The following is a 23,475-nucleotide window of genomic DNA, read 5'->3' as shown; positions in this document are numbered from 1 at the left end:
TTCTTGTTCGCCCGCTTGCGCTCCGTCTCGTCCAGGATGACCTTGCGCATACGCATGGACTTGGGGGTGACTTCCACGTATTCGTCCTCCTTGATGTACTCCAGCGCCTCCTCCAGCGAGAACTGTACGGGCGGGATGAGACGGGCCTTCTCGTCCGAGCCGCTGGCGCGCATGTTGGTCAGTTTCTTGGACTTGGTCACGTTCACCACGAGGTCGTTTTCGTGCGAGTGCTCGCCCACCACCTGGCCGGCGTAGACCTCTTCCTGCGGGAAGATGAAGAACTTGCCGCGGTCCTGCAGCTTGTCGATGGCGTAGGCAAAGGCCGTGCCGCTCTCCATGGCTATCATGGAGCCGTTGGTGCGGCGCTCAATCTCTCCCTTATAGGGCTGGTATTCCTTGAAGCGGTGTGCCATGATGGCCTCGCCGGCGCTGGCGGTGAGCACGTTGGTACGCAGGCCGATGATGCCTCGCGAGGGCATGTCGAACTCCAGATTCACGCGGTCGCCCGCAGTCTCCATCTTCACCATCTCGCCCTTGCGGCGCGTCACCATGTCGATAATCTTGCTGGCATACTCTTCGGGCACGTTCACCGTCAGTTCCTCGATGGGTTCGCACTTCACGCCGTCCATCTCCTTGTAGATGACCTGCGGCTGGCCCACCTGCAGCTCGTAGCCCTCGCGGCGCATGGTTTCGATGAGCACGGAGAGGTGCAGCACGCCACGGCCGGAAACCACCCACTTGCCGTCTTCCTCGCTCTTGGCCACACGCAGGGCCAGGTTCTTGTCCAGCTCCTTCATCAGGCGGTCGTGGATGTGGCGCGAGGTGACGTATTTGCCTTCCTTGCCGAAGAACGGAGAGTCGTTGATGGTGAAGAGCATGCTCATTGTAGGCTCGTCGATGGCGATGGGCGGCAGGGGTTCGGGATTCTCGAAGTCGCATACGGTGTCGCCGATTTCAAAGCCCTCGATGCCCACCAGGGCGCAGATGTCGCCCGAGGACACTTCGGACACCTTGACACGTCCCATGCCTTCGAACGTATGCAGTTCCTTGATTTTGGTCTTGATGATGCTGCCGTCGCGCTTGGCCAGGGAGACGTTCATGCCCTCGCGCAACGTGCCGCGATGTACGCGTCCCACGGCGATGCGGCCCGTGTAGGACGAGTAGTCCAGCGAGGTGACCAGCATCTGCGGCGTGCCTTCCAACTGCCGGGGCGCAGGGATGTTCTCGATGATGCAGTCCAGCAGCGGCGTGATGTTGTCCGTAGGCTTCTGCCAGTCGGTACTCATCCAGTTGTTCTTGGCCGAGCCGTAGATGACGGGGAAGTCCAGCTGGTCTTCCGTGGCATTGAGGCTGAACATGAGGTCGAACACCATTTCGTACACCTCCTCGGGGCGGCAGTTGGGCTTGTCAACCTTGTTGACCACCACGATGGGCTTCAGCCCTATCTGGAGGGCCTTCTGGAGCACGAAGCGCGTCTGCGGCATGGGGCCCTCGAAGGCGTCGACCAGCAGGATGCAGCCGTCGGCCATGTTGAGCACACGCTCCACCTCGCCGCCGAAGTCGCTGTGTCCCGGAGTGTCTATGATGTTGATTTTGGTCCCTTTATAGTTGATGGAAACGTTCTTGGAGAGAATCGTTATTCCTCGTTCGCGTTCCAGGTCGTTGTTATCCAGCATTAATTCACCTGTGCTCTGGTTGCTCCGGAAGAGGTTTCCGGCCAGCAGCATCTTGTCTACAAGCGTCGTCTTGCCATGGTCCACGTGGGCAATGATGGCAATGTTTCTGATGTTTTGCATACGAATACCTATTATTTTCAGGGTGCAAAGATAACGTATTTTTTGCGATTAACGTCCGGCATTTGTCAAAAAGTGGAGTTGCCGGCAGGGAAAGGGCCGTGCGGAGACGCCCCGCAGAAAAGCAGGCCGGTTTTCGGAGCCGTTTCTGCCCGGAAGGACAAAAAGAGCGGGAGCGGGACACTTTTTCGCCTGAAACTCATTGCCATATCGAAAACAATGCTTACCTTTGCGGCCTCGAAAGAGAATTTTATCAACCTTTTAATTCAAAACATTTATGTATTTAGACGCTGCTAAAAAGCAAGAAATCTTCGGCAAGTACGGAAAGTCTAATACTGACACCGGATCGGTTGAGTCTCAGGTGGCATTATTTTCCTACCGTATTGCTCGTCTGACTGAGCACATGAAGCTCAACAGAAAGGATTATAGTACTGAAAGAGCCCTGACAATGTTGGTAGGAAAGCGCCGCGCGCTGCTGACTTACCTGAAGAACCGCGACATCGTGCGCTACCGTGCCATTGTCAAGGAACTGGGTCTGCGCAAGTAATCTGCTTGCCGCCGGAATGCCAAAAGAAAGAGGATGTGTCCGCCCGGACATGTCCTCTTTTCTTTTTTGCACACGGCCTGCGTGCGCCCACGCTGCCGAGGTACGGCCTGCGGCAGCCCCTACCGGAGGGCGCGCATAAGGAGAGCCGCAGCACAAAGTTTCCGGACCGCCCGTTTTACTTACAGAATGACAGCAAAACGGACTTTCCGGCAACAGGCCCTCCCGTCATCAGAGCCGAAACAGGAAGCAAAACCGGAGGAATCTGGCGTAAAAAGCGCATAGATATGCAGAAAAAAGCTGTTTTCCACCCCTTTTCGGCGTGGAAAACGCCTGCACGAAGCGGCGCGTATGCTTGCACGGACGAGGCAGGACGCTTGCACGGTCCGACAGGGATGCCTGCTCCGTCCGCCCGAAGTGCCGGCTACGCGCCTGAAATGCGCCTCCGCCCGGCAGGAAGAAGGTCTTCCGGCTCTATTTCAAATGTAAACATTTCGATACGCCGCTGTCGGCCAACACGATACGGAAATTCTCCTGCAAAAATCGGCGCGACCGGCCCTACGGACGGAAATATCGCATTCTGAGCCATCGGGAAATACAAAATGACATTTTGCCAAGTCTCTTCGCACCGCGCACGTAAGAGCGTCGCGTCAGCCCTTCAGCCTGTACTCCAGCGGGCTCATCCCCACATAGCGCTTGAAGTATTTGCCGAAGAAGGAAATGTTGGCAAAGTTCAGCGAATCCGAGATGGCCTGTACAGAGGCGTCCGTCAGCTTCAGCTGCGACTTGGCATCCATGATGACCATGGACGAGATAATGTCGGTGCAGGTGGTGCCCGACACCTCCTTCACCACACTGCACAGGTAGGCGTGGCTCACCTGCAACTGTTCGGCATACCACGTCACCTGTCGGGTGTGGGCATAGTTCAGGGTCACGAGCCGCGCAAAGCTGCGGAAGAGCTGCTTGTTCTTGGTCAGCTCCTCCGGCCCGCCGCCGGTGTTGCGGCAGAGCATGTGGATGCCCAGGTGGATGTCGGCAAAAAGATTGTCAATGACAGCGGCGCGTCCCTTCTCGTCCAGCGACGCATAGAGGCGTATCATCAGCCTGTAGCTGTCCTCCAGCCAGGCGGCCGTACCGGCGCCAATCGGCAGCACGGCGCACTCCGACGAGAGGCGGCAAGCCTCAATGAGGTGCTTGGAGCAGTTCCCCTTGACATATTCGGAAGAGAAGCCCAGGAAATAGATTTTCAGGTCTTCGTCCACCCGATGCACCTGGAAGATGGTGCCGGGCGTCAGCACCACCAGCGAGTCGGCATGTACCGCAATGCGGTTCAGGTTGACCGAAGCCTCCACCTCCCCGCCCCGGCAAAGGATAACCATCTCGCACTTCAGCCTCACCGGGAAGTCAGCATACAGGTTCAGCAGTTTCGGGTCAATATCGGTGCCGGCCAGCCAGGGCTCCGGCAGGTCCACCTTGGGCAGTTCTTTCTGTCTGTTCCTTTCCATCGCGCGTTTGTCTGTAAAAGATACAGTCGCAAAGATACACTTATTTGAAGAATAGACAAATAAAAACAAAGATATCTTCCCGGGCAGGCTTGCATATAACCAGTTTACAGCAGAAACAGAGGAAACAAAATGAAAAACAGAACAAAAATAAAAGAAACAGACCTTGTACAGGACGCAAGAAATGAGTTACTTTGCAGCCCGAAATGAAATGTGGAAATGTAACAAGCCGTCACGGCTTCCATCACGACCCGACCGACAGAATCAATTCAAACATGTGATATGAAAATAACCGACTTCAAGAAACTTCTGATGGGATGCATGGCATCCTTATGTCTGATGGGAACTTCCTGTTCCTCACCCCAAGACCCTGAGTGCACCGACGGGACGGGAAGCATCAGCCTGGGCGTAACCGCCAACGCGGCTTTCACCAGAGCTGTCAACGAAAGCTCATACGCCGATGTAAGCAACTACACGGTGCAGATACTGAATCATGACGGAGGCATCGTCAACGAATTTCTCTACGCCGAAAAGCCCGATAGAATCAGCCTCAACAACGGCTCGTACACCCTGAAGGCCTTCTACGGCACCGAAAGCAACGCCTCGCGCGACGGCTTCTATGTAGCGGGAGAAAAAAGCTTCATCGTGGAAGGCGAGGAAGTGCAGAACATAACCGTGGAATGCAACCCCACCTGCGGCAAGGTGAAGGTCAATTTCGCCACCAACATGTCCGAATACTTCAGCAACTATTCCGTGGTCTACGAGACGGCGGCACTGACAGAGGTCGGCGGCAGTGCCATCTGGCAGAAGGACGACACCGAACCGTGGTACCTGAAAGTGAACGCGCAGGGCGAGACCGTGAAGGCCACCATCAACGTCACCCGCCTCAGCGACTCCAAGTCGGCCACCGTGGAAAAGACCTACACGCTGGCTCCCGGCAAGTCGTGGACCCTGAACATCGCCCCGCAGGACAACAACGGCGGCCTGGGCATCACCGTCACCGTGGACGAAACGACCGACGACGAAGAGATAGACATCGAAGTCCCGTCCGAGTGGCTCTAATCCCTTATACCTTATTTATATTATAAAGCAGACAGTTTATGAAACTTATCAATATCATAGCCTTGAGCACGGCAGCCATCCTCAGCCTGGCCTCGTGCGAAATGAAGAACGAACTGACCGGCAGCCTGGTGGACAAGCAGGACATGGGCTCAGTGGAACTGGGAATCAGTGTGAAGCAGCCCGTCTCGCAGACCCGTGCCGAAGAAACGGTGGCCACCAACAACTTCCCCGTAACCATTCAGGGCACCAGCGCCGAAACGGCCGACGTGCTGAAGGAATACGCCACCCTGGACGAAGTCCCCTCGACCATCTCCGTCCCCGTAGGAAACTACACCGTGAGCTCGCACACGCCCGGCGAACTGCAAAAGAAGATGGAGAACCCCTACTACGCGGGCAGCACCGACATCACCGTGAGCAAGGGCATCACGAGCGAAGTGGACGTCGTCTGCCGCATGGCCAACAGCCGCATACAGATGAAGTACGGCGATGACTTCAAGGCCGCCTTCAGCACGTGGACCATCACCGTGGACGACGGCACCGAGACAGCCCTCTCCTACACCGAAAGCGACCTGAACCCCGCCCCCGTCTACTGGTACTTCGGCGAGAACATCACCAGCATCACCGTCAACATCCGGGCGGTGACTGTACAGGGCAACAGCGTGAGCGAGAGACGCGTGTTCAAGAAGGAGGACGCGGCGGACAAATATGAAGAGGTGGGCGACGCCTTCACCGGCGGCGACGCGCTGGAAATCAACATGGGCACCGTAGAATCCTCGACGGGAGAGCTGACAGGCATCGACATTACAACCAACATTACGTTTGAGGACGAAAGCGAATCGGTGGAAATACCGACAACTGGGCCGGGCGGGGGTCCTGAGCCGCCGATAGGAGGAGACGTAACGCTCAACCTGCCCGCAGATGTCACTTACTCAATAAGTGCAGGAAACGCGCCTGCCAGCGCAGACGCCTACATCGCCTCCGAAGCCGGATTGGACAAGATAATCGTAACAATAACTGCGGGTAACGACGCTTTCCAGGCAATCCTGGTAGACCTGACGATGGACGGACAAAGTTTCCTGGCTGAGAACGGAGGCGTCAACTTGATTGACAACGAAGATTTCGGCAACCTGGTTGCTACCGTAGGCAGCTCTGCCCCCACGAATGGAACCAAGGAATACACTTTCCCCATCGGGGCATTCTTTACTTTCCTTGACATGACAGGAGCGACCGATTCAGGAAAGCAGCACGAGTTCCATATCACCGTAACGGACAAAAACGGAGAAGAAGCAAGCGGTGTGTTTAAAGTAACGATAAACGAATAAACGGCAATGAAAAAGATATATTTATTCCTCATCACAGCACTGGCAGTTTTGGGCATGACATCCTGCCAGCAGGATGATTTGGAGGGCAATGTAGGCTACCTGCGCATTGAAGTCGGCACCAACGCCTACGTAGATACCCGCATAGCCGACGAGTACAACCCCAAGCAGATAGCCCTGCAGATTGTGAACAGCAAGGACGAAGTGGTGGAAAGCACGGACGACTGGGAAACCCTGTCCGGCAAACAAATCCGTCTGGCCGCAGGAACTTACACCGTCAAAGCCTCTTCCAACGGCTTCGACGGTTCGGAGTCCGGCTTCGACATCCCTTACTATGCCGGAAGCCAGCAGATAACCGTGCAGACGGGAAAGGAAGTGACCGCCAACATCACCTGCACGCTGGCCAACGTAAAAGTGACCGTCAACTACGACCAGTCCTTCATCGACGCCTTCCGGTCGGCCACGGCCACCGTCAAATCGGCCCAGGAAGGCGTGGGCGAACTCAGCTTCAAGATGGGCGACGAACTGAAATCCGGCTACTTTCCCGTTGCCGACCTCACGGCCACCATCTCGGTGGTGAACCATGCGGGAAAATCCTTTTCTCAGGCTACCCCCATCACCGGTGTAAAAGCCCGCAAGCACTACATTCTGAACTTCAAGGTGGCCGAAAGCGGTTCAATCGAGAAACCCAGCGTCACCGTAGACGGTTCGGAAATCATCTATACCTTCACCTTCAACGTATCTACCGAGGCCGCTACCAAGCTGAGTGTTGAACAGGCCAACGCCTGGAGCTACTTTGCCTACGTCAGAGGAAGCGTTGAGTCGGTAGAAGAAGGGACAGAACTGGATGCCGCCAACATGACGTTTGAATACAAGGCGGCTTCCGAGGAAGAATGGAGAAGCGTTGAAGCCCAGGCCGACGGCGAGAACGCATTCAAGGCGACCTTAGTCGACCTCCAACCGGGCACTCAGTACAGCTACCGGATGGCTTATAACGGCGGAGGCGACGCAAACTTCAAAAGCGATGCCGTCAACTTTACGACCGAAACCGCCAGTCTCCTGCCCAATGGAGATATGGACGACTGGTACAAGAGTGGCAAGACTTGGTACCCGGTATCAGAAAGCGACTATGCCGCTTCCGGCTCTTTCTGGGATTCAAGCAACCCCGGTACGACCACAGGAGCCGGCGCATTGGTTAATGTAAACCCGACGCAAGGCAACAGTGAGATTGTACACACTTCGGGAGGAAAGTCTGCCGAACTGAAATCGCAGTATGCCTCGGCCTTTGGTATTGGAAAATTTGCAGCGGCCAGCCTCTACACCGGAAAGTTCAACAGCCTGGTCGGCACGAACGGTGCCAAGATAGACTTCGGCCAAAAATTCACGTCACGTCCTTCGGCACTGCACGGCTGGTTCCAATATACCAGTGGGAAGATTGACTACCGCGGCAACAACACTCCGGAAGGCGTGGCTGAAATAGATACCGACGACCTCTGCTCCATCTATATAGCACTGGCCAAAGCTCCCCACCAGTTGGACAATACCCAAACGTCTACATTCTTTGACTTTGAGAATGACGACAACATCATTGCCTACGGTGAGCTGCCTGACTCTGAAGCCATGTCGACCAACAACCAATGGAAAGAGTTCAATGTCAAACTGAAGTATAAAGACATCACTCCGCAGGCCGAATACTACCTCATCATAGTCTGCTCTTCAAGCAAATACGGAGACTACTTTACAGGAAGTACCGGCAGCACGATGTACATTGATGACATGGAGCTGATTTATGAAACTCCTGCTGTGAGATAAACAGCCCGCATACTAACCCCAACCGGAAGGACGGCCTCCAGCTGCCCTTCCGGTTATACTTGTTTCTTACTTATGTTCAGAATACTGTCATTGTTCCTGTTGATTACAACCTGCTGTACGTTCAGCCTGCGGGCAGGACAGCCGCACAGTCTGCCCAGCTTCTGCGGAGACAGCATCATCATAGCCGACTCCACGGGACATGTCTACAAGGTAGCGGCTCCTGTCCCCCAAAAGCAGAAGGTGATACGCCCCGAACGCATAGACCGCGGCATCATGAACGCCGTCTTTATCCCCAAGGGGCAATGGATGGCGGGCGGAACCGTCTCTTACTCCGAACACGAGGAGGACAACCTGAACTTTCTGGTGATAAAGAATGTGGAAGGACTGGGCTACACGTTCAACATCAGCCCCTACGTGGGCTATTTCTTCAAGGACAACGTGGCGGCGGGCCTGCGCTTCGGCTACAACCGCACCTACCTGGACATGGCCAACTTTGAACTGAACTTGGGCGAGGACTTCAACATCACCCTTGAAGACCTTTACTACCTGGAACACGAATACGAAGTCTCCGGCTTTCTGCGCACCTACATGCCCATCGGGCGGAGCAAGATATTCGGCCTGTTCAACGAAGTGCGGCTCACCTACGGCTACGGCGTGGGCAAGAACTCAACCGGCTCGAACACGGAATACGACGGCACATTCGAGCGCACGCACAGCCTGCAAGTGGGCATCGCGCCCGGCATGACGGCCTTCGTCACCAACTGGTCGGCGGTGGAAGTGTCCGTGGGAGTGATGGGCTATAACTTCAAGTGGCAGAAACAGACCACCAACCAGATAGAAAGCGGAACGAGGAGAACCTCTTCGGGCAACTTCAAGATAAACCTCTTTTCCATCAACATCGGAATGACTTTCTACCTGTAACCCAACGTTCCACCTTCAAGCAACTGACGAACCATGATAAAGAAACTTTTCTGCTACATACTGTGTCTGCTGGCAACGGGCTGCGCCATCGAGAACGACATCCCCTATCCCATTGTGGACGGCAGCATCCTCGACTTTGAAGTGGAGGGACAATGCGGCCCGGACGGGACTGGCACCCAACAGGCAACCATCGACAAAAGCGCACGCACCGTGAAGCTGTACGTGGACGACTCCGTGGACTTGTCGGCCCTGCGCATCACCAAGCTGACCGTCAGCAACGACGCCACGCTGCTGCCCGACACCGCCGCCTGCCACAACTACGCCAAGTTCCCTGCAAGCGGCTTCAGTTCGCTGGACGCCATTCCCATCTCGTCGGACACACGCATGGACTTCTCCAAGCCCGTCACCATCACCCTGCAAACCTATCAGGACTATGTGTGGAGCATCAGCGTAGAGCAGATTATAGAACGCAGCGTCATATTGGAGAACCAGGTGGGCAACGCCATTGTGGACGCCATCAACCGGAACGTCATTGTCTACGTCTCCCACGAGCAGCGGCTTGACCGGATTAAAGTCACCGCCTTCAACCTGGGCGGCCCCCACGGCAGCGTCTATCCCGACCCCACCGAGGACGACTACTACGACTTCTCCGAGCCCCGCACCTTCTACGTCAGCAACGGCTGGGAAGAGGCCAGCTACAAATGGACTGCCTACGTCTACCAAACCGAGGAAAGCGCATCAAGCGACATCAATGTCTTTGCAAGGGCTACAAGCGCCACCCTGAAGGGAAGCGTGCAAAGCGGGAAACAGCCGGTTGTGGAATACCGCCCAAGCGGAACAAGCGACTGGAGCGCACAGCCCTCGAGCGAAGTGAAGGTGAGCGGCACGAGCTACACCACCGCCCTGAAACAGCTCCAGCCCGGCACCGCCTACGAATGCCGCGTCAGCATCGACGGCACGGTGGCTGGCACACAAACCTTCAACACCGCTGCGGCAACCCCGCTAACCGACGGCAGCTTCGACAACTGGCACCAGGAAGAGAAGCTCTGGAACCCGTGGCCGCAGGGAGGCACTTCCTACTGGGACACCGGCAACAAAGGAGCCGTCACCATCAGCGACAGCAATTCCATCCCCACCAGCGAGACCTGCAACGGGAGCGGACTGGCGGCTTCGCTGGAGTCGAAATACCTGGTGCTGAAGTTTGCTGCGGGCAACATCTTCACCGGCAGCTACGTGAAGACGGTGGGCACCAACGGCGTACTTAGCTTCGGGCGACCCTTCACTTCGTTCCCCTCCAAGCTGCGCATCAACTACAAATACACTTCGGCCACCATTGACAAGGTGGGCGATGACGAGTTCACTTACCTGAAAGGACGTCCCGACTCGTGCCACATCTACATCGCCCTGACCGACTGGGACGAACCGCGCGAAATCCGTACCCGCCCCAGCGAAAGGCAACTGTTCGACAAGACAGACTCCCACATCATTGCCTACGCCGAACTGATACAAGGCTCCACCACAACCTCCTACCGCCAGGAAGACCTGGTGCTGGACTACCGCTATACCGACCGCACCCCCAAATACATCGTGGTAGTGGCTTCGGCCAGCAAGTACGGCGACTACTTCACGGGCGGAGTGGGCAGCAAGCTGTGGCTGGACAACTTTGAACTGATTTACGACTGACCATGAACGGAAAAGACAGAACATATTCAACAACCACATTCCTCAAGGCCCTCTGCCTGGGACTCGTAGCGGTGCTGCTGGCGGCCTGCCAGGCAGAGCCCTGGGAAGGCGCCGAAGGCGGCTTCCGCATTGGCCTGGGCGAGGACCTGAGCGTCGTCACCAGAAGCACGCCCGCCGAACTGGGCAAGCCGGAGGCCGGACGCTTCAGTCTGAAGATAGTCAAGGAAAGCACGGGCGGCACCCTCTACGAAGGCGGCTATACGGAAAAGACCATCCCCGCTGCCGCAGGCCTCTACACGGTGAGCGCCGCCTACGGCAGCAATCCCGTCCTGGGACTGGACTCTCCCTACTACCGGGGAGAAGAGACCGGTGTGGAAGTGACGGAAGGACAGACCACCTCCATCGCGCTGACCTGCAAGGTGGCCAATGCCCTGACAAGCGTTGTCTACAACGAGCCCGAGAAATTCGACGCCCTGTTCTCGTCCTATGGACTGACGGTTGCCGCGGGAAGCAGCTCCGTCACCATCGGCAAGGACCAGACCGCCAAGAGCGTCTACTACCGCGCCGGCACCGTCCCCACCTTCCGCTTCTCCGGCACCCTGAAGGACAACGGACAAGCCGTCAGCCTGACACTGGAGGACGAGCGGCTGAAGGACGCCGCCACCTTTGCAGCCGCCAAGCACTGCATCCTGACGCTGGCGGTGAAGCCCGCCACTTCGGGCGTCATCCTCACCGTGGAGAAGGTGGAAGTGGAGAACGTCAGCATCTCGGAGACCATACCGGTGGACTGGCTTCCGGCACCGAAAATCAGCGGATTCAATAACGGAGAGAATAGCCTGACCTATACAGAAACATCCAATGCCATCCCTGCCCAATTACAATATACAGGTTCTTTGGCCATACAGGATGTCGAATTTTCTTTCAACTTCCAAGATACTCAAGAGAAATTCCAGGCACTCAACAACAAGACTTTTACACTGAGCCAACTCACGGAAGAAGAACGCACGCTATTGAATGCAGCCTCCATTATTCTTCCGAGTTTGGACGGTACCAACAGCGGACAATTTGATTTTACGGCCATGACCAGCAATCTCCAGACACTGGCCAATGGTGCCGATGCCATAAACACCATCAACTTGCGCGTCAAGGCCAATAACCGATGGAGCAGCGAAACGCCAGCTTCCTATCAGATAATTACAACCAAGCCCGTCTTTCAGGTCAGTGTCTACCCCGGCAACATCTGGACCAAAGAATTTACGATGAGCGCTTTGATGGAAGAACAGGTAGAAAGCGGAAATTTCTCCAAGCTGAGCGCAGACATGGCCTACCAATTCAGCACAGATGGCAAAGAATGGACTAACTTCGGAGAAGACCTGCACAAAGCCGACTTAACACCCGGAACCACGTACTACATACGCGGACTGTATCGGGGAGACATAGCAAGCAAGGTAGTGGAAGTAAAGACATATCCAATCATAGAGCTGGAGAATGGAAATATGGAAAGCTGGACTGAAGAAGAAAGAGGATATTATTACAATGCAAACATCTTCGACAGAAACCCTGCTAAACTGAGAGTTTATTATCCGTGGAAAGCCAGCTCCTACTGGAACACCAACAACGACTTTACCACCCGAAACAGAGACGCCTCAACCGCAGCATTCTCCATCGTATATCGTTACAACTCATTCCCTGCCGTATCTTACACCAAAGATGTACATGCAGGGACTTATGCGGCAGAACTAAGGAACACGGCTGCCGGTAGAGGAAACACTTCTTCAAATTCAAGTTCGTATGACTTCAACAACGTTCCCGGGGAACTGTTCTTAGGAGACATAACCGTCACAACGGGAGGAACTTCAGCTTCACCGAGCGATGACCATTACGATATAACACCGGGAAGGGCATTTGCGTCCCGGCCTACCAGTTTAAAGTTCTTCTACAAATATGCTCCATACACGACCGACTCATGGAAAGCATATATTGCATTATACGACGAGACAGACCGGATTATCGCAGAAAATACTGTAACCAACGGAGACGCAGTGTCCTCCTATACAGAAGCTACCATCGAATTCAATTATATCGAAGATACAGATATAGTACCTGCAAAGATTTATGTCTATTTTGCCTCTTCCATTCATTCCGGCAGTTCATTACCGTATCACAAAACCAATGTGACAACCTGGTATGACAATTCGCAGAGAACAGATGAGACATTGTCCGGCAGCGTCCTCACCATCGACGACATCTCCCTCATCTACGACAAATAACGCCTTATGAAACCAACTCTATATACCTTGCTTATCCTCTTCCTGCTGGCAGCCTGCCGGCAGGAAGAGATTGCTGAAGAGGCGGCGGGATACCTGCTGCTGGAAAACGTGTCCGCAACCGCCTCCGTGACGGAGAACATCGGCACCCGCGCCGTGGAGGACGACCTCTACATCGGCATCGCCAACGGGACGGACGTGGACCTCACCTACCAGCCGGGACAGTTTCCGCAGGGCAAGCTGGAACTGGCCCCGGGCAGCTACACCCTGAAAGCCTACAACGAAGCCTACCTGACGCCGGGCAGCAACGCGCCCCGCTACTACACAGAGCAGGCATTCGCCATCGAGACCGAGAAAGTGAGCTACGTCACCGTCAGGGTTCCCATGGTCAACGTCGGCATCAGCCTCGCACCGCTCTCCGACGAGGTAAGCGCCCTGTTCACCGACGTCTCGCTGGCCTTCTACACCACGGACGAGACGGCCGCCACCTCCATCGCACCGGGCGAAACCGCCTACTTCGACTACGCCGAGGGCATCACCTTCAGCTACTCGCTGACGGCCACCAACGCCGACAACGAAACCTTCACCAGCCCCGCCAAGACCTACGGCGGCCAGGAAGGGCAGGAAGTGGAGCCGGGACACTGCTACACCGTCGGCTATACGCTGGCCACACCCGCCCGGCTCGACAGCCGCATGGACTGAACACGATTTACGAACCATTAACCGCACCATACAACACATGAAAACCTTACTCACCCTCACACTGCTGGCCGCCGCGCTGGCCTGCGCCGCACCCGCGGCCGCCCAGAAGAAAGACAAGAAAGCCGAAAAGGAACGCACCGAACAGGCCGTCAGGAAAGCCCTGGAAAACCGGGCCTACACCATCGCCATAGACTACATGAACCCCATGAAAGGACGAGGCCGCACCCTTACCTCCAACTACTCCATCGAGGTGCGCAACGACTCGCTCTTCTCCTACCTGCCCTATGCGGGCGAAGCCTACAACGTCCCCTACGGCGGAGGGAAGGCACTGAACTTCAACGCCCCCATTGCCGAATACAGCCAGGAGGCCGGCAAGAAGGGACGGACGGAAATCACCCTGGACGTGCGCAACGAAGAAGACCACTACACCTACCGCCTGACCGTGTTTCCCGACGGTAACGCCACACTCTACGTGCAACCCACCCACCGCCAGTCCATTTCCTTCAGCGGCGAAATGGAAACGGAAGAATAGGAAAATCCTTCCACCGGCAATGCGAACCGGCCGAGGGGAGGGCGTGCCAAGCCCCCCAGGCAACCGGCCTCCCGCGGCTCCTTCATCGGGCCACCCTCTATCCGCATCCGGGCACCTCTCCGCCTGCCCCTTCCCTGGTATGTACATCATCCTTCAGGCAAAACGCACTGAAAAGCAACGGTTTGTCCGTTTCCGATGTACATCGCCCTTTCTTGCTCCTACCCGCCCCATCCCCTACCTTTGCAGCCGGAAAAACGAACTGTAAACCGATACTGATTATGAAAAAGAGTTTCTTTGCAACAGTCCTGGCGGGCCTGATGCTTTCGTCGTGCTGCACCGTCTTCACAGGCTCGAAACAGAGCGTAACCTTCATGGCGCCGGACGGCACCCGCATTTTCGACGCGGACACCAACGTCAAGATTGCCGAAGTGAAACGGGACAACACCGTGACCGTCCCCATCAGGAAAAGCCGCGAAAACAAACAGCTGATAGCCCGCAAGGACGGCTACCGGCCCGTCCCCTTCGTGCTCGAAACCGGATTCAACGCCGCTACCCTGTGGAACTTCCTCTTCTGGCCGGGCTTCCTGGTAGACCTCGGCACGGCGCAGATGTTCAAGTGGGAGAATGTCCTGGTCAACATCGAAATGGAACCGGCCGAAGCCTGCGGCAACAGTCCCCAATAAAGTGCGAACCGATGATGAAAAGATTCTTTCATTGCCTATTGCTTCTGTTATCGGCCTGCCTTGCCCTGCCTGCCCAGCAACGGGAGAAACGCCCGCTCTGGAAGGCAGAGCTGGCAGGCGCACTCAACAACTGCGACGCCTGGGAGGTGGAGCCATCCGTGGCCTTCCTGCCCGTCCCCTACGCCGGCCTCAGCGCAGGCCTGCTCTTCACACGCCCCTACCACGGCGAAAGCCCCGGCGGCGTCTCGCGCGACCGCCAATTCTGCTGGAGCAGCACGGACAACCACGCGGCCGCCTACTTTCTGGCCCTGCGCCCCGCCCTCCTGCTGGAAAGCCCGAAGCTGTGGCTGGGACGCGACAAGGACTATGCCCTCTTCCTCTCCCTCGCGCCCGGCCTCACCGTGCCCCTGCCCGCCAACCGGGAGTTCGCCATCGACTACTATCCCAACCGACCGGGTACATGGACGGCCGTCCGTCGCGAGCACGTCGGCAACAAAGGCGCCCGCACCGTCTACTACCACCTGCGCACGGCCTGCTCGCTGGAAGTGGACGGCGGACTCATCCTCGCGGCCTATTACACCTGCTCCGACTTCGACCTCTTCGGCGGAAGCCGGAACATCGTCGTCGAAGGGAAGAAGCTGGCATTGCCCCGGCGGCGGCTGATGCACTCGTTCGGCCTCAGCGTGGGCTACCGGTTCTGAAAATATCATACACTCTCTTCTCTCTCTCGGGCCATGCCTGCATGGTCTGTACAGAATGCTTGCGTGGTCTGCGGACCATGCAAGCATTCACCGTGCTCCGTGCAAGCATCGTCCGCACGGCATGCAGGCAGGGGCTGCACGACGTCCGCACGTTTACACAATCCGTTCATTATAAACCATTTATCGAATCCGTACAAATCCCCGGCGGGCACGGCGTCAACGGCATTCCGGCGAAAGCCCGTACCGCCGGCTAAGAAAAATGCCGACACGGGGCTGTCCTGCCCGCCCGTGGGCAGAACCTATTGCAGCATGTACCGCCGGGGGGTGCAGCCCACCGCCGCCTTGAAGTATTTGCCGAAGAACGAGGCGTTGGGAAAGTTGAGCTGGTCTCCCACCTGCTGCACCGTGTAGCGTCCGCTCTTCAGCAGGGCCTTGGCCTCCAGGATGACGTAGTCGCGTATCCACTCGTTGGCATAGCGGCCGCTGGCCTTCAGGATGGCGTGCGACAGGTATTTGGGCGTCAGGCAGAGCCTGTCGGCATAGTAGCCCACACTGCGCTGCTCGGTGTAGTGGGCCTGCACCAGCTCCAGAAAGTCCTCGAACAGCTGCTGCTGGCGGCTCTCCACCCGTCTGAGCGGCCGGCGGTGATGGTTGGCAATCCACTGGCAGCCGTTGTAGAAGAACACCTGCAGGTAGCCTTCCACCGCCTCCAGCTTGAAGCCGTAGTCCGCCTGCTCCAGCTTGGCCCGCATCAGGCGGTAGAGGGTCATGCTCTCGTCCATCTCCGCCTGCGAGATGTGTATCAGCGACGTGGAGGCCAGGAACTTGCGGAAGGCCATGTTCATCGACGACTGGTAGTCGCCTATCAGCTGGTTGCCCGCAAACCCCATCACCACCACCTCCGTGTCGGGTTCCACCTCCAGGCACTCGCCGATGTAGCCCGGCAGCGTCACCAGCACGTCGTTGGCCGCCAGCACATACTCCCTGAGGTTGAGCCTCACGCGCATGAAGCCGCGCAGGCAGAACATCACCAGCGTGAAGGTCAGCTTGAAGGGATAGGAGGTGGCCACGAAGTCGGACATCGGGTCGGCATCGGGCTTGAGGCCGATGTTGTCCACCAGCACCAGCTCGTTGCCGAAGGTCAGGGTGCGGCCCGTGACGGGCAGCATCAGCAGGTGCAGTTCCTTGAATACAGATTCATCGTTTTTCATCGTTCGCTTCGGATAGGATTCGGCAGGCAAAAATAGCTGTTTCGGACAGAAAACAGGACTATATGGCGAAAGAAATTCATCAAAAACCGTCCGTTGGAACATTTTTGGAGCTGATAAGGTCGGCACAGAACAGACAAAAAACAGGAACTTTGCCCCACATTAAACCCCAAAAACACATCAGGATGAAAAGACTATGGATACTTACGGCCCTCCTCGGCTGCCTGGCCGGCGGATGCGCCGACAAGGCGGGCGGGACGTTTACGCGCAGCGTCATGCTGACCCGCCCGGTCCGCCTGGGAGCGGAAAGTGTGAAACAGCTCTCGGGAGTGGTGCAGGAACGGCACGACATCGACCTGGGCTTCAAGACCGCGGGACAGATTGAGGCCATCGCCGTGAAGGAGGGCGACTACGTGAGGAAAGGACAGCTCATTGCCCGCCTGGACACGGCAGACTACCGGCTGGGTGTGGAGGCGCTGGAGATACAGTGCCGCCAGCTGGAGGACGAGGTGGCCCGCACGGAACGGCTCTACCGCAGCAAGAGCGTCTCGGCCAACGACTATGAGAAGGCGCTGGCCGGACTGCGGCAGCTGAAGGTGCAGCTGCAGGCCAACCGCAACAAGCTGGCCTACACCTCGCTCTACGCCCCGACGGACGGCTACGTTCAGAGCGTGAACTTTGCACCGGCCGAGATGGTGGATGCCGGCACGCCCGTGGTCAACCTGGTGGACGTGCGCCGCCTGGAAGTGGAGACGGAGCTGCCTGCCGACCTCTACCTGCAGCGCTCCCGCTTCGGCCGCATCACCTGCCGGCCCCCCTTCGGCGGGACGGAAGAACTGCCGGTGAAGCTCGCCAGCATCACCCCCAAGGCCGACGGCAACCAGCTCTACCGCATGAAGCTGGCCTTCGAGGGCACGCCGGACGCACGCCTCAGCGCGGGCATGAACATCGGTGTCACCCTGCACATAGCGGGCAGCGACAGCGCCTCTGCCGGCGCCGGTTTCGCGCTGCCCCTGCACGCCGTGGTGCAGCAGGAGGGCCAGACCTACGTATGGGTGCTGCAGCCCGACTCCACCGTCTGCCGCCGCCAGGTGACGTGCAGCGGCATCGGCCGGACGGGCCAGGCCGTCGTCACCGCCGGGCTGGACGGCAGCGAGCAGGTGGTGAAGGCGGGCGTGGACGCCCTGCTGGAGGGCGAGAAGGTGCGGCCCATGGAAACGGAGAGTGAAACCAACGTAGGAGGGCTCATCTGATGAAACTGACCGAATTCTTTCTGCGGCGGCCCGTCCTGTTCTGGTCGCTCATGGTGGGCATCCTGGTGGCGGGCGTGCTGTCGTTCATGCAGATGCCCAAGCTGGAAGACCCCGCCGTGTCGGCCAAGCAGGCCATGGTGGCCGTGCCCTATCCCGGCGCCAGCGCCCACGAAGTGGAGCTGAAGGTGGCACAGGTGATGGAAGACGAGCTGCGCGCCCTGCCCAACGTGAAGAAAATCAAGTCCGAGTGCCAGAACGGCATGGCCATGCTGACGGTGGAGTTCCAGATGACCGTCCTGCAAAAAGACCTGGAGCAGCACTTCGACCTGCTGCGCCGCAAGGTGAACGACTGCCGCTCCAAGCTGCCGCAGGACTGCTACGACCCCATCGTGGTGGACGACATGATGGACGTCTACGGCATCTTCTACGCCTTCCACGGCGAGGGCTACTCCTACCCCGAACTCTATAAGTACGCCAAGCTGATACGCCGCGAGCTGCTGGGCGTGAAGGGCGTGAAGCGCATCCTCATTGCGGGCAACCGCGACGAGGTCATCAACATCACCCTGTCCAAGGAGAAGATAGCCCGCAACGGCATCATCCCCACCCAGATTATGATGAACCTGCAGAATGCGGGCAAGACCGTGAACGCGGGCAACTACCAGAGCGGCAACGACCGCCTGCAACTGCGCGTCAGCAACGCCCTGACCGACGAGGACGACATCCGCCGCCTGCTCATCAGCACGCCCCAGGGCAAGCAGATACGCCTGGAGGACGTGGCGCAGATAGAACGCACCTACTCCGAGCCCCAGCGCAACGGCTTCTTCGTGGACGGCAAGCCCGCCCTGGCCATCTGCCTGACGCTGGAGGAGAACGCCATCGTGCCCGACGTGGGCCGGGCCGTGGACCGTCGGCTGGCGGAAGTGATGCGGCAGGTGCCCGTGGGCATGTCGACGGAGAAGATTTTCTTCCAGCCCGACAAGGTGGACGAGGCCATCAGCTCCTTCATGATTAACCTGGTGGAGTCGGTTGCCATCGTCATCCTGGTGCTGGTGTTCACCATGGGCCTGCGCAGCGGCATCATCATCGGCTTCGGACTGGTGCTCACCATCGCCGTGTCCTTTCCCATCCTGCTCATGTGCGACACCACCCTGCAACGCATCTCCCTGGGCGCCTTCATCGTAGCCATGGGCATGCTGGTGGACAACGCCATCGTCATCATGGACGGCATCCTGACGGACAAGAAGCGCGGACTGGGTCCCAAGACCTACCTGTACCGCATCGGGCAGCACACCGCCATGCCCCTGCTGGGAGCCACGGTCATTGCCGTGTCCACCTTCCTGGCCATCTACCTCTCGCCCGACTCGGCCGGCGAGTACGCGGGCGACCTCTTCCTGGTGCTCTGCGTCAGCCTGCTGGCCAGCTGGGTGCTGGCGCTCACGCAGGTGCCCGTCTGTGCCAAGTCGTGGCTGCCCGTGCGCGAGAAGGGCGAAGGCCGGACGCAGGAGGTGCACAACTCCCCCGTCCACCGCTGGGTGCGCCGGGCCATCGGCTTCCTGGTGGGGCACAAGAAGTCGACCCTCGCCACTGCCCTGGCCGTGCTGGCCCTGTGCATCTTCGGCATGACGCGGGTCAAGAACCTCTTCTTCCCCGACTTCGACTACCGGCAGTTCATCGTGGAATATTACCTGCCCTCGCAGACCGACCCGGACCGCGTGCGCCACGACCTGCTGCAGATGTCGGCACTGCTCAAGGAGAATCCCGCCATAGAGCGGGTGGCCGCCAGCATGGGCAGCGCGCCCGCCCACTACTGCCTGGTGCGCCCCATGACCTCGGGTGGCGACTGCTACGGCGAGCTGATGGTGGACTGCAAGGACTACCGCACGGTGGTGGAGCAGATTCCCGCCGTCAGACGGCAACTGCGCGAGCGCTATCCCGACGCCTACATCCGCATCCGCAAGTACAACTTCTCCATTTCGACCTCGCACACCGTAGAAGTGGAGTTCAGCGGCCCCGACCCCGCCGTGCTGCGCCGTCTGAGCCGCCAGGCAGAGGACATCATGCGCCGCTGCCCCTACGTAGACCCTTATTCGGTGGACAACAACTGGAAGCCACGGGCCAAGGCACTGGTGGCCGACTACGTGCGCGAGGACGCCCTTCGCTCGGGCATTGAACGCGGCGACGTGGCCAACGCCCTGCTGGCCGCAACGGACGGCATGCCCGTAGGCGTGCTCAACGACCAAGACCGCATGGTCATCGTCAACCTGATGGTGCGCAACGCCGACGGCAGCCGCATTGCCGACCTGAACGACATCCCCGTGTGGAGCACCCTGAACCTGCGCATGAACGACAGCGACCTGCGGGGCATCCTGACGGGCGCCAAGGGCATGGACGAGCTGCAGGACAAGATGTTCCGCAGCGTGCCGCTGGGCAACGTGGCCCGCGACATCCGCCTGGACTGGGAGGAGAACTTCGTCTACCGCATCAACGGCCAGCGCGCCATCGAGGCAGAGTGCGACCCCAACACCGACCTCTTCGAAGCCTCGCCCGCCAAGGTGGTTGCCTCCATCCAGAAAGAAATCGAGGCCATCCCCCTGCCTCCCGGCTACCGGATGCGCTGGGTGGGCGAGGGCGAGATACAGGGCGAAGCCATCGGCAACCTGATGAAATACCTGCCACTGACCATCTTCATCATCCTGGCCATCCTGCTGCTGCTCTTCAACAGCTGGAAGAAGGTGGCGCTCATCCTGCTCTGCTTCCCCTTTGTGTCCTGCGGCATCACGCCCGCCCTGCTGCTGTTCCGCCAGCCGTTCACGTTCATGGCCATCATCGGCATGATGGGCCTCATCGGCATGATGGTGAAGAACGCCATCGTGCTGGTGGACGAAATCAACCGCCTGCAACGCGAAGAGCACTTTCCCCCCTACCACGCCGTGGTAGAGGCCACCGTATCGCGCGTGCGGCCCGTGCTGATGGCCTCGCTCACCACCATTGTGGGCATGCTGCCGCTGGTGGGCGACCCCATGTACGGCTCCATGGCCATCACCATCATGGGCGGACTCACCGTGGGAACCCTCATCACGCTCATCCTGCTGCCCATCTTCTATACCGCCCTGTACCACGTGCGCAGGACGGAAGACGAACCAACCCTCAAACAACTGCAATCATGAAAAGATATATCCTACTCAGCGCGCTGACCCTCGGCCTCACGGCCGGGGCAGGCGCACAAGAAACTCTTCCGCTCACGCAGGCCGAATGCCGGCGCATGGCCCTGCAGAACAACGAAGAACTGCTGAAGGCCGACAACGCCCTGCGCCGTGCCAAGCTGGACAAGGAGATTGCCTTCAGCGCCTATCTGCCCAAACTGGACGGCATGCTTTCGGGCACCTACATGTTTCCCGACATGGAGATGACAGGCATCGAGCTGCAAATGCACGGCATGTACATGGCCGGCCTCAGCGTCACCCAGCCGCTGTATGCGGGCGGACGGATTGTGGCGGGCAACAAGCTGGCCAGGATAGGGCAGGAAAGCGCCGCCGAAACCCTGCGCAAGACGCGCATGGAGGTGGTGGCCGACGCCGACCAGGCTTACTGGAACTACATCGCCGTGGGGCGCAAGGTACGTATGCTGGAAGCCTACCAAACGCAGATGGACACCCTATACAACCAGGTGGAGACGGCCGTCAAGGCCGGCATGGGAACGGACAACGAGCTGCTGCGCATCAGCGCCAAGCGCAGCGAGATAAACTACCAGCTTCAGAAGGCACGCAACGGGGCCGACCTCTGCCGCCTGGCCTTGTGCCACGTGCTGGGCAGACCGCTCGACACGCCCATCGCACCTGCCGACACGATTATCAAAGTAAGCGCGCCCGCACAGCTGGACGAAAGCATCGCCTTCCGCCCCGAACTGCGCCTGCTGCACCAGCAGGTGGCGGCCCGCGAACAGCAGGTGAAGGTGGCCCGCGGCAACATTCTGCCACAGGTGGGCCTCTCGGCCGGATATGCCTGGTACGGCAACATCAAGATGAACGGAATGACCGCCGACGCGCAGGGCAACTACATCCCCTACTCGCAGCGTCTGGACAACGGCATCGGGCTGGTGATGGCTTCAATCAGCATCCCCCTGTTCCACTGGGGCGAAGGGCTGAAGAAAGTAAAGCAGGCCAAGCTGGACTTGCAGGACGCACACCTGGACCTGCAACAGAACACGCGCCTGCTGAGCATTGAGGTGCGCCAGGCGGTGCAGAACCTGACAGACGGCTACAACCTGGTAGAGACGGCCGAACTGGGCAGCCGCCAGGCCGAAGAAAACCTGCGGGTGATGAGCGACCGCTACGCCAACGGCCTCAGCACGCTGACCGACCTGCTCGACGCCCAGTCGCAATGGCAACAGGCCGAAAGCAACCGCATCGAAGCCCTCACCCAGTACAAGATTTACGAAACGGAATACTTGCGCTGCACGGGACGGCTGAGCTTTTAGACAGCCGTGTAAATCATTCCACCCTCCAGTCGCTGATGGTGCCCGTCTCCGACGAGAACGCGGCGCCTATCTGATATACCCGCCGCGGGTCGGCGGAGTATTCGCGGACATAGCCCTTGGCGTGTATCTGCTGCAAAGCCTCTGCGGCCGTGCCGTCCAGCTTGAACTCGAATACGACGCTGATGAGGCGCATGATGAGGTAGAAAGTATATTGGAAGTAACGCTCCCTTTCCGCTTCGTTCTCCTTGCGCCGCATGGTGTAGGGAATGCCGGCCAGGAAAGACGTGAACAGCTCGCGAACCTTGTCCAATTCGCCGCGACGCAGAGCAGTCACCACGCTCCGCACCCAGCTGCCCGTCTCCTCCGAAGGCTTCAGGTAGGAAGAGGCCAGCATGGTCAGGAAGCCGTTCTTCACCTCGTTGTTGGGGAAGTCCAGCAGGAAGGTGTTGAACTCCTTGTCGTAGTCCTTGACCGTCAGATAGCCGCTCTGGTAAATCATGGGCAGTGGTTTCTCCACGTCCGCCTTGTAGTCGATGAACTCTTCGGGGCTGTAATACTTGTTCGTCAGCTCGTTGAGGTTCTCGTCGAAGTGGGAAAGCAGGCGGATGAGGTAAGTGGGTGTGCCCGAGCGGAACCAGTAGTCGTCCAGACTAAGGCTGTCCATGGCGTTGAGCAGGCTGAAAGGATTGTAGATGTCGGTCAGACGCTTGCTGAAGTGATAGCCGTCGTACTGCGCCTTCAGCCGCAGCTTCATCTTCTCCACCGTACAGCGATATTCTTCCGCCATACGTGCGATGGGCTCGGCAAAGTAGTGCTCCAGCTCCTCCTGCGTGATGCCGCAGAGGGCCTCGTAGCGGGCATCCATGCTGATGTCCTTCGGCTGGTTGAAGCCGCTGAACACGCTCACCTGCGAGAACTTCGTCACGCCCGTCAGCAGTACGAACTGCAAGTGGCTGTCGGCTGCCTTGAAGACGGAGTAGAAGGCTTTCAGCACGTTGCGGTGGCGGTTCTCCAGC

General features: G+C 58.3%; 18 protein-coding genes. 14 read left to right on the top strand and 4 right to left on the bottom strand.

Features of this window, described 5'->3' with window-relative positions; genetic code table 11:
- Positions 1–1,796: translational GTPase TypA (typA, locus tag Q1Y74_RS07265; RefSeq protein ID WP_300813387.1), on the bottom strand; the 1,796-nt coding region annotated here is incomplete at its 3' end.
- A 274-nt stretch (positions 1,797–2,070) separates the two neighbouring features.
- Between typA and rpsO the strand changes: the two genes are divergently transcribed.
- Positions 2,071–2,340 carry a 30S ribosomal protein S15 gene (rpsO, locus tag Q1Y74_RS07260; protein WP_300813385.1) on the top strand — a complete coding sequence of 90 codons (270 nt, stop codon included), beginning with the start codon at positions 2,071–2,073 and terminating at the stop codon, positions 2,338–2,340.
- 647 nt (positions 2,341–2,987) lie between these two features.
- Here rpsO and Q1Y74_RS07255 read toward each other — a convergent pair.
- Positions 2,988–3,842, bottom strand: coding sequence for a helix-turn-helix domain-containing protein (locus Q1Y74_RS07255; protein WP_300813383.1), 855 nt, complete (start codon positions 3,840–3,842; stop codon positions 2,988–2,990).
- Between the two features lie 279 nt (positions 3,843–4,121).
- Here Q1Y74_RS07255 and Q1Y74_RS07250 point away from each other — a divergent pair, with 279 nt between their 5' ends.
- The 10 genes from Q1Y74_RS07250 (at position 4,122) to Q1Y74_RS07205 (ending at position 15,521) form a co-directional block, all read left to right on the top strand.
- Positions 4,122–4,901 carry a DUF4493 domain-containing protein gene (locus Q1Y74_RS07250; RefSeq protein WP_300813381.1) on the top strand — a complete coding sequence of 260 codons (780 nt, stop codon included), beginning with the start codon at positions 4,122–4,124 and terminating at the stop codon, positions 4,899–4,901.
- Between the two features lie 38 nt (positions 4,902–4,939).
- Positions 4,940–6,223, top strand: a complete 1,284-nt coding sequence (locus tag Q1Y74_RS07245; RefSeq protein ID WP_300813379.1) for a DUF4493 domain-containing protein — start codon at positions 4,940–4,942, stop codon at positions 6,221–6,223.
- A gap of 6 nt (positions 6,224–6,229) precedes the next feature.
- The gene (locus Q1Y74_RS07240; protein ID WP_300813377.1) at positions 6,230–8,032 is read left to right on the top strand and encodes a PCMD domain-containing protein; all 1,803 of its coding nucleotides are present in this window, start codon (positions 6,230–6,232) and stop codon (positions 8,030–8,032) included.
- Positions 8,033–8,104: 72 nt separating this feature from the next.
- Complete coding sequence (locus Q1Y74_RS07235; RefSeq protein ID WP_300813375.1) at positions 8,105–8,953, top strand: hypothetical protein; 849 nt, start codon at positions 8,105–8,107, stop codon at positions 8,951–8,953.
- A gap of 33 nt (positions 8,954–8,986) precedes the next feature.
- Positions 8,987–10,636 carry a PCMD domain-containing protein gene (locus Q1Y74_RS07230; protein WP_300813373.1) on the top strand — a complete coding sequence of 550 codons (1,650 nt, stop codon included), beginning with the start codon at positions 8,987–8,989 and terminating at the stop codon, positions 10,634–10,636.
- 2 nt (positions 10,637–10,638) lie between these two features.
- Complete coding sequence (locus Q1Y74_RS07225; protein ID WP_300813371.1) at positions 10,639–12,906, top strand: DUF4493 domain-containing protein; 2,268 nt, start codon at positions 10,639–10,641, stop codon at positions 12,904–12,906.
- 6 nt (positions 12,907–12,912) lie between these two features.
- Entirely contained in the window at positions 12,913–13,605 is a 693-nt protein-coding gene (locus Q1Y74_RS07220) for a DUF4493 domain-containing protein (protein ID WP_300813369.1), read from the top strand.
- Between the two features lie 37 nt (positions 13,606–13,642).
- A complete protein-coding gene (locus Q1Y74_RS07215) occupies positions 13,643–14,137 on the top strand; it encodes a DUF4251 domain-containing protein (RefSeq protein ID WP_300813367.1) in 495 nt (164 codons plus the stop codon).
- A 278-nt stretch (positions 14,138–14,415) separates the two neighbouring features.
- Positions 14,416–14,820, top strand: coding sequence for a hypothetical protein (locus Q1Y74_RS07210; RefSeq protein ID WP_300813366.1), 405 nt, complete (start codon positions 14,416–14,418; stop codon positions 14,818–14,820).
- Positions 14,821–14,831: 11 nt separating this feature from the next.
- On the top strand, positions 14,832–15,521 hold the full coding sequence (locus tag Q1Y74_RS07205) for a hypothetical protein (protein ID WP_300813364.1): 690 nt from the start codon (positions 14,832–14,834) through the stop codon (positions 15,519–15,521).
- A gap of 299 nt (positions 15,522–15,820) precedes the next feature.
- Here Q1Y74_RS07205 and Q1Y74_RS07200 read toward each other — a convergent pair whose 3' ends face one another.
- Positions 15,821–16,732 (bottom strand): AraC family transcriptional regulator, encoded by a 912-nt coding sequence (locus Q1Y74_RS07200; protein ID WP_300813362.1) that lies wholly within the window; start codon positions 16,730–16,732, stop codon positions 15,821–15,823.
- 182 nt (positions 16,733–16,914) lie between these two features.
- Between Q1Y74_RS07200 and Q1Y74_RS07195 the strand changes: the two genes are divergently transcribed.
- From Q1Y74_RS07195 to Q1Y74_RS07185, 3 genes are read left to right on the top strand one after another with little or no spacing between them, the layout of a single operon-like run.
- Positions 16,915–17,982 carry an efflux RND transporter periplasmic adaptor subunit gene (locus tag Q1Y74_RS07195; protein ID WP_300813359.1) on the top strand — a complete coding sequence of 356 codons (1,068 nt, stop codon included), beginning with the start codon at positions 16,915–16,917 and terminating at the stop codon, positions 17,980–17,982.
- On the top strand, positions 17,982–21,149 hold the full coding sequence (locus Q1Y74_RS07190) for an efflux RND transporter permease subunit (protein WP_300813358.1): 3,168 nt from the start codon (positions 17,982–17,984) through the stop codon (positions 21,147–21,149). Before Q1Y74_RS07195 ends, Q1Y74_RS07190 begins: the two co-directional genes overlap by 1 nt.
- The gene (locus Q1Y74_RS07185; protein WP_300813356.1) at positions 21,146–22,459 is read left to right on the top strand and encodes a TolC family protein; all 1,314 of its coding nucleotides are present in this window, start codon (positions 21,146–21,148) and stop codon (positions 22,457–22,459) included. The genes Q1Y74_RS07190 and Q1Y74_RS07185 overlap by 4 nt, the downstream gene beginning before the upstream one ends.
- A gap of 13 nt (positions 22,460–22,472) precedes the next feature.
- Here the strand turns inward: Q1Y74_RS07185 and Q1Y74_RS07180 are convergent.
- A partial coding sequence (locus Q1Y74_RS07180; protein ID WP_300813354.1) for an AAA family ATPase occupies positions 22,473–23,475 on the bottom strand: 1,003 nt, incomplete at its 5' end.

The sequence above is a fragment of the uncultured Bacteroides sp. genome, from assembly GCF_949298305.1.
GTDB lineage: Bacteria > Bacteroidota > Bacteroidia > Bacteroidales > Bacteroidaceae > Bacteroides.
The sequence above is the reverse complement of the archived record's forward strand: the minus strand, read 5'-3'. Positions and strand labels throughout refer to the sequence as shown.

What these genes read in the sequence shown, in the direction of transcription:
- rpsO (WP_300813385.1), top strand. Translation starts at nt 2,071, where the DNA reads ATGTATTTAGACGCTGCTAAAAAGCAAGAAATCTTCGGCAAGTACGGA.
- Q1Y74_RS07255 (WP_300813383.1), bottom strand. Translation starts at nt 3,842, where the DNA reads ATGGAAAGGAACAGACAGAAAGAACTGCCCAAGGTGGACCTGCCGGAG.
- Q1Y74_RS07250 (WP_300813381.1), top strand. Translation starts at nt 4,122, where the DNA reads ATGAAAATAACCGACTTCAAGAAACTTCTGATGGGATGCATGGCATCC.
- Q1Y74_RS07245 (WP_300813379.1), top strand. Translation starts at nt 4,940, where the DNA reads ATGAAACTTATCAATATCATAGCCTTGAGCACGGCAGCCATCCTCAGC.
- Q1Y74_RS07240 (WP_300813377.1), top strand. Translation starts at nt 6,230, where the DNA reads ATGAAAAAGATATATTTATTCCTCATCACAGCACTGGCAGTTTTGGGC.
- Q1Y74_RS07235 (WP_300813375.1), top strand. Translation starts at nt 8,105, where the DNA reads ATGTTCAGAATACTGTCATTGTTCCTGTTGATTACAACCTGCTGTACG.
- Q1Y74_RS07230 (WP_300813373.1), top strand. Translation starts at nt 8,987, where the DNA reads ATGATAAAGAAACTTTTCTGCTACATACTGTGTCTGCTGGCAACGGGC.
- Q1Y74_RS07225 (WP_300813371.1), top strand. Translation starts at nt 10,639, where the DNA reads ATGAACGGAAAAGACAGAACATATTCAACAACCACATTCCTCAAGGCC.
- Q1Y74_RS07220 (WP_300813369.1), top strand. Translation starts at nt 12,913, where the DNA reads ATGAAACCAACTCTATATACCTTGCTTATCCTCTTCCTGCTGGCAGCC.
- Q1Y74_RS07215 (WP_300813367.1), top strand. Translation starts at nt 13,643, where the DNA reads ATGAAAACCTTACTCACCCTCACACTGCTGGCCGCCGCGCTGGCCTGC.
- Q1Y74_RS07210 (WP_300813366.1), top strand. Translation starts at nt 14,416, where the DNA reads ATGAAAAAGAGTTTCTTTGCAACAGTCCTGGCGGGCCTGATGCTTTCG.
- Q1Y74_RS07205 (WP_300813364.1), top strand. Translation starts at nt 14,832, where the DNA reads ATGATGAAAAGATTCTTTCATTGCCTATTGCTTCTGTTATCGGCCTGC.
- Q1Y74_RS07200 (WP_300813362.1), bottom strand. Translation starts at nt 16,732, where the DNA reads ATGAAAAACGATGAATCTGTATTCAAGGAACTGCACCTGCTGATGCTG.
- Q1Y74_RS07195 (WP_300813359.1), top strand. Translation starts at nt 16,915, where the DNA reads ATGAAAAGACTATGGATACTTACGGCCCTCCTCGGCTGCCTGGCCGGC.
- Q1Y74_RS07190 (WP_300813358.1), top strand. Translation starts at nt 17,982, where the DNA reads ATGAAACTGACCGAATTCTTTCTGCGGCGGCCCGTCCTGTTCTGGTCG.
- Q1Y74_RS07185 (WP_300813356.1), top strand. Translation starts at nt 21,146, where the DNA reads ATGAAAAGATATATCCTACTCAGCGCGCTGACCCTCGGCCTCACGGCC.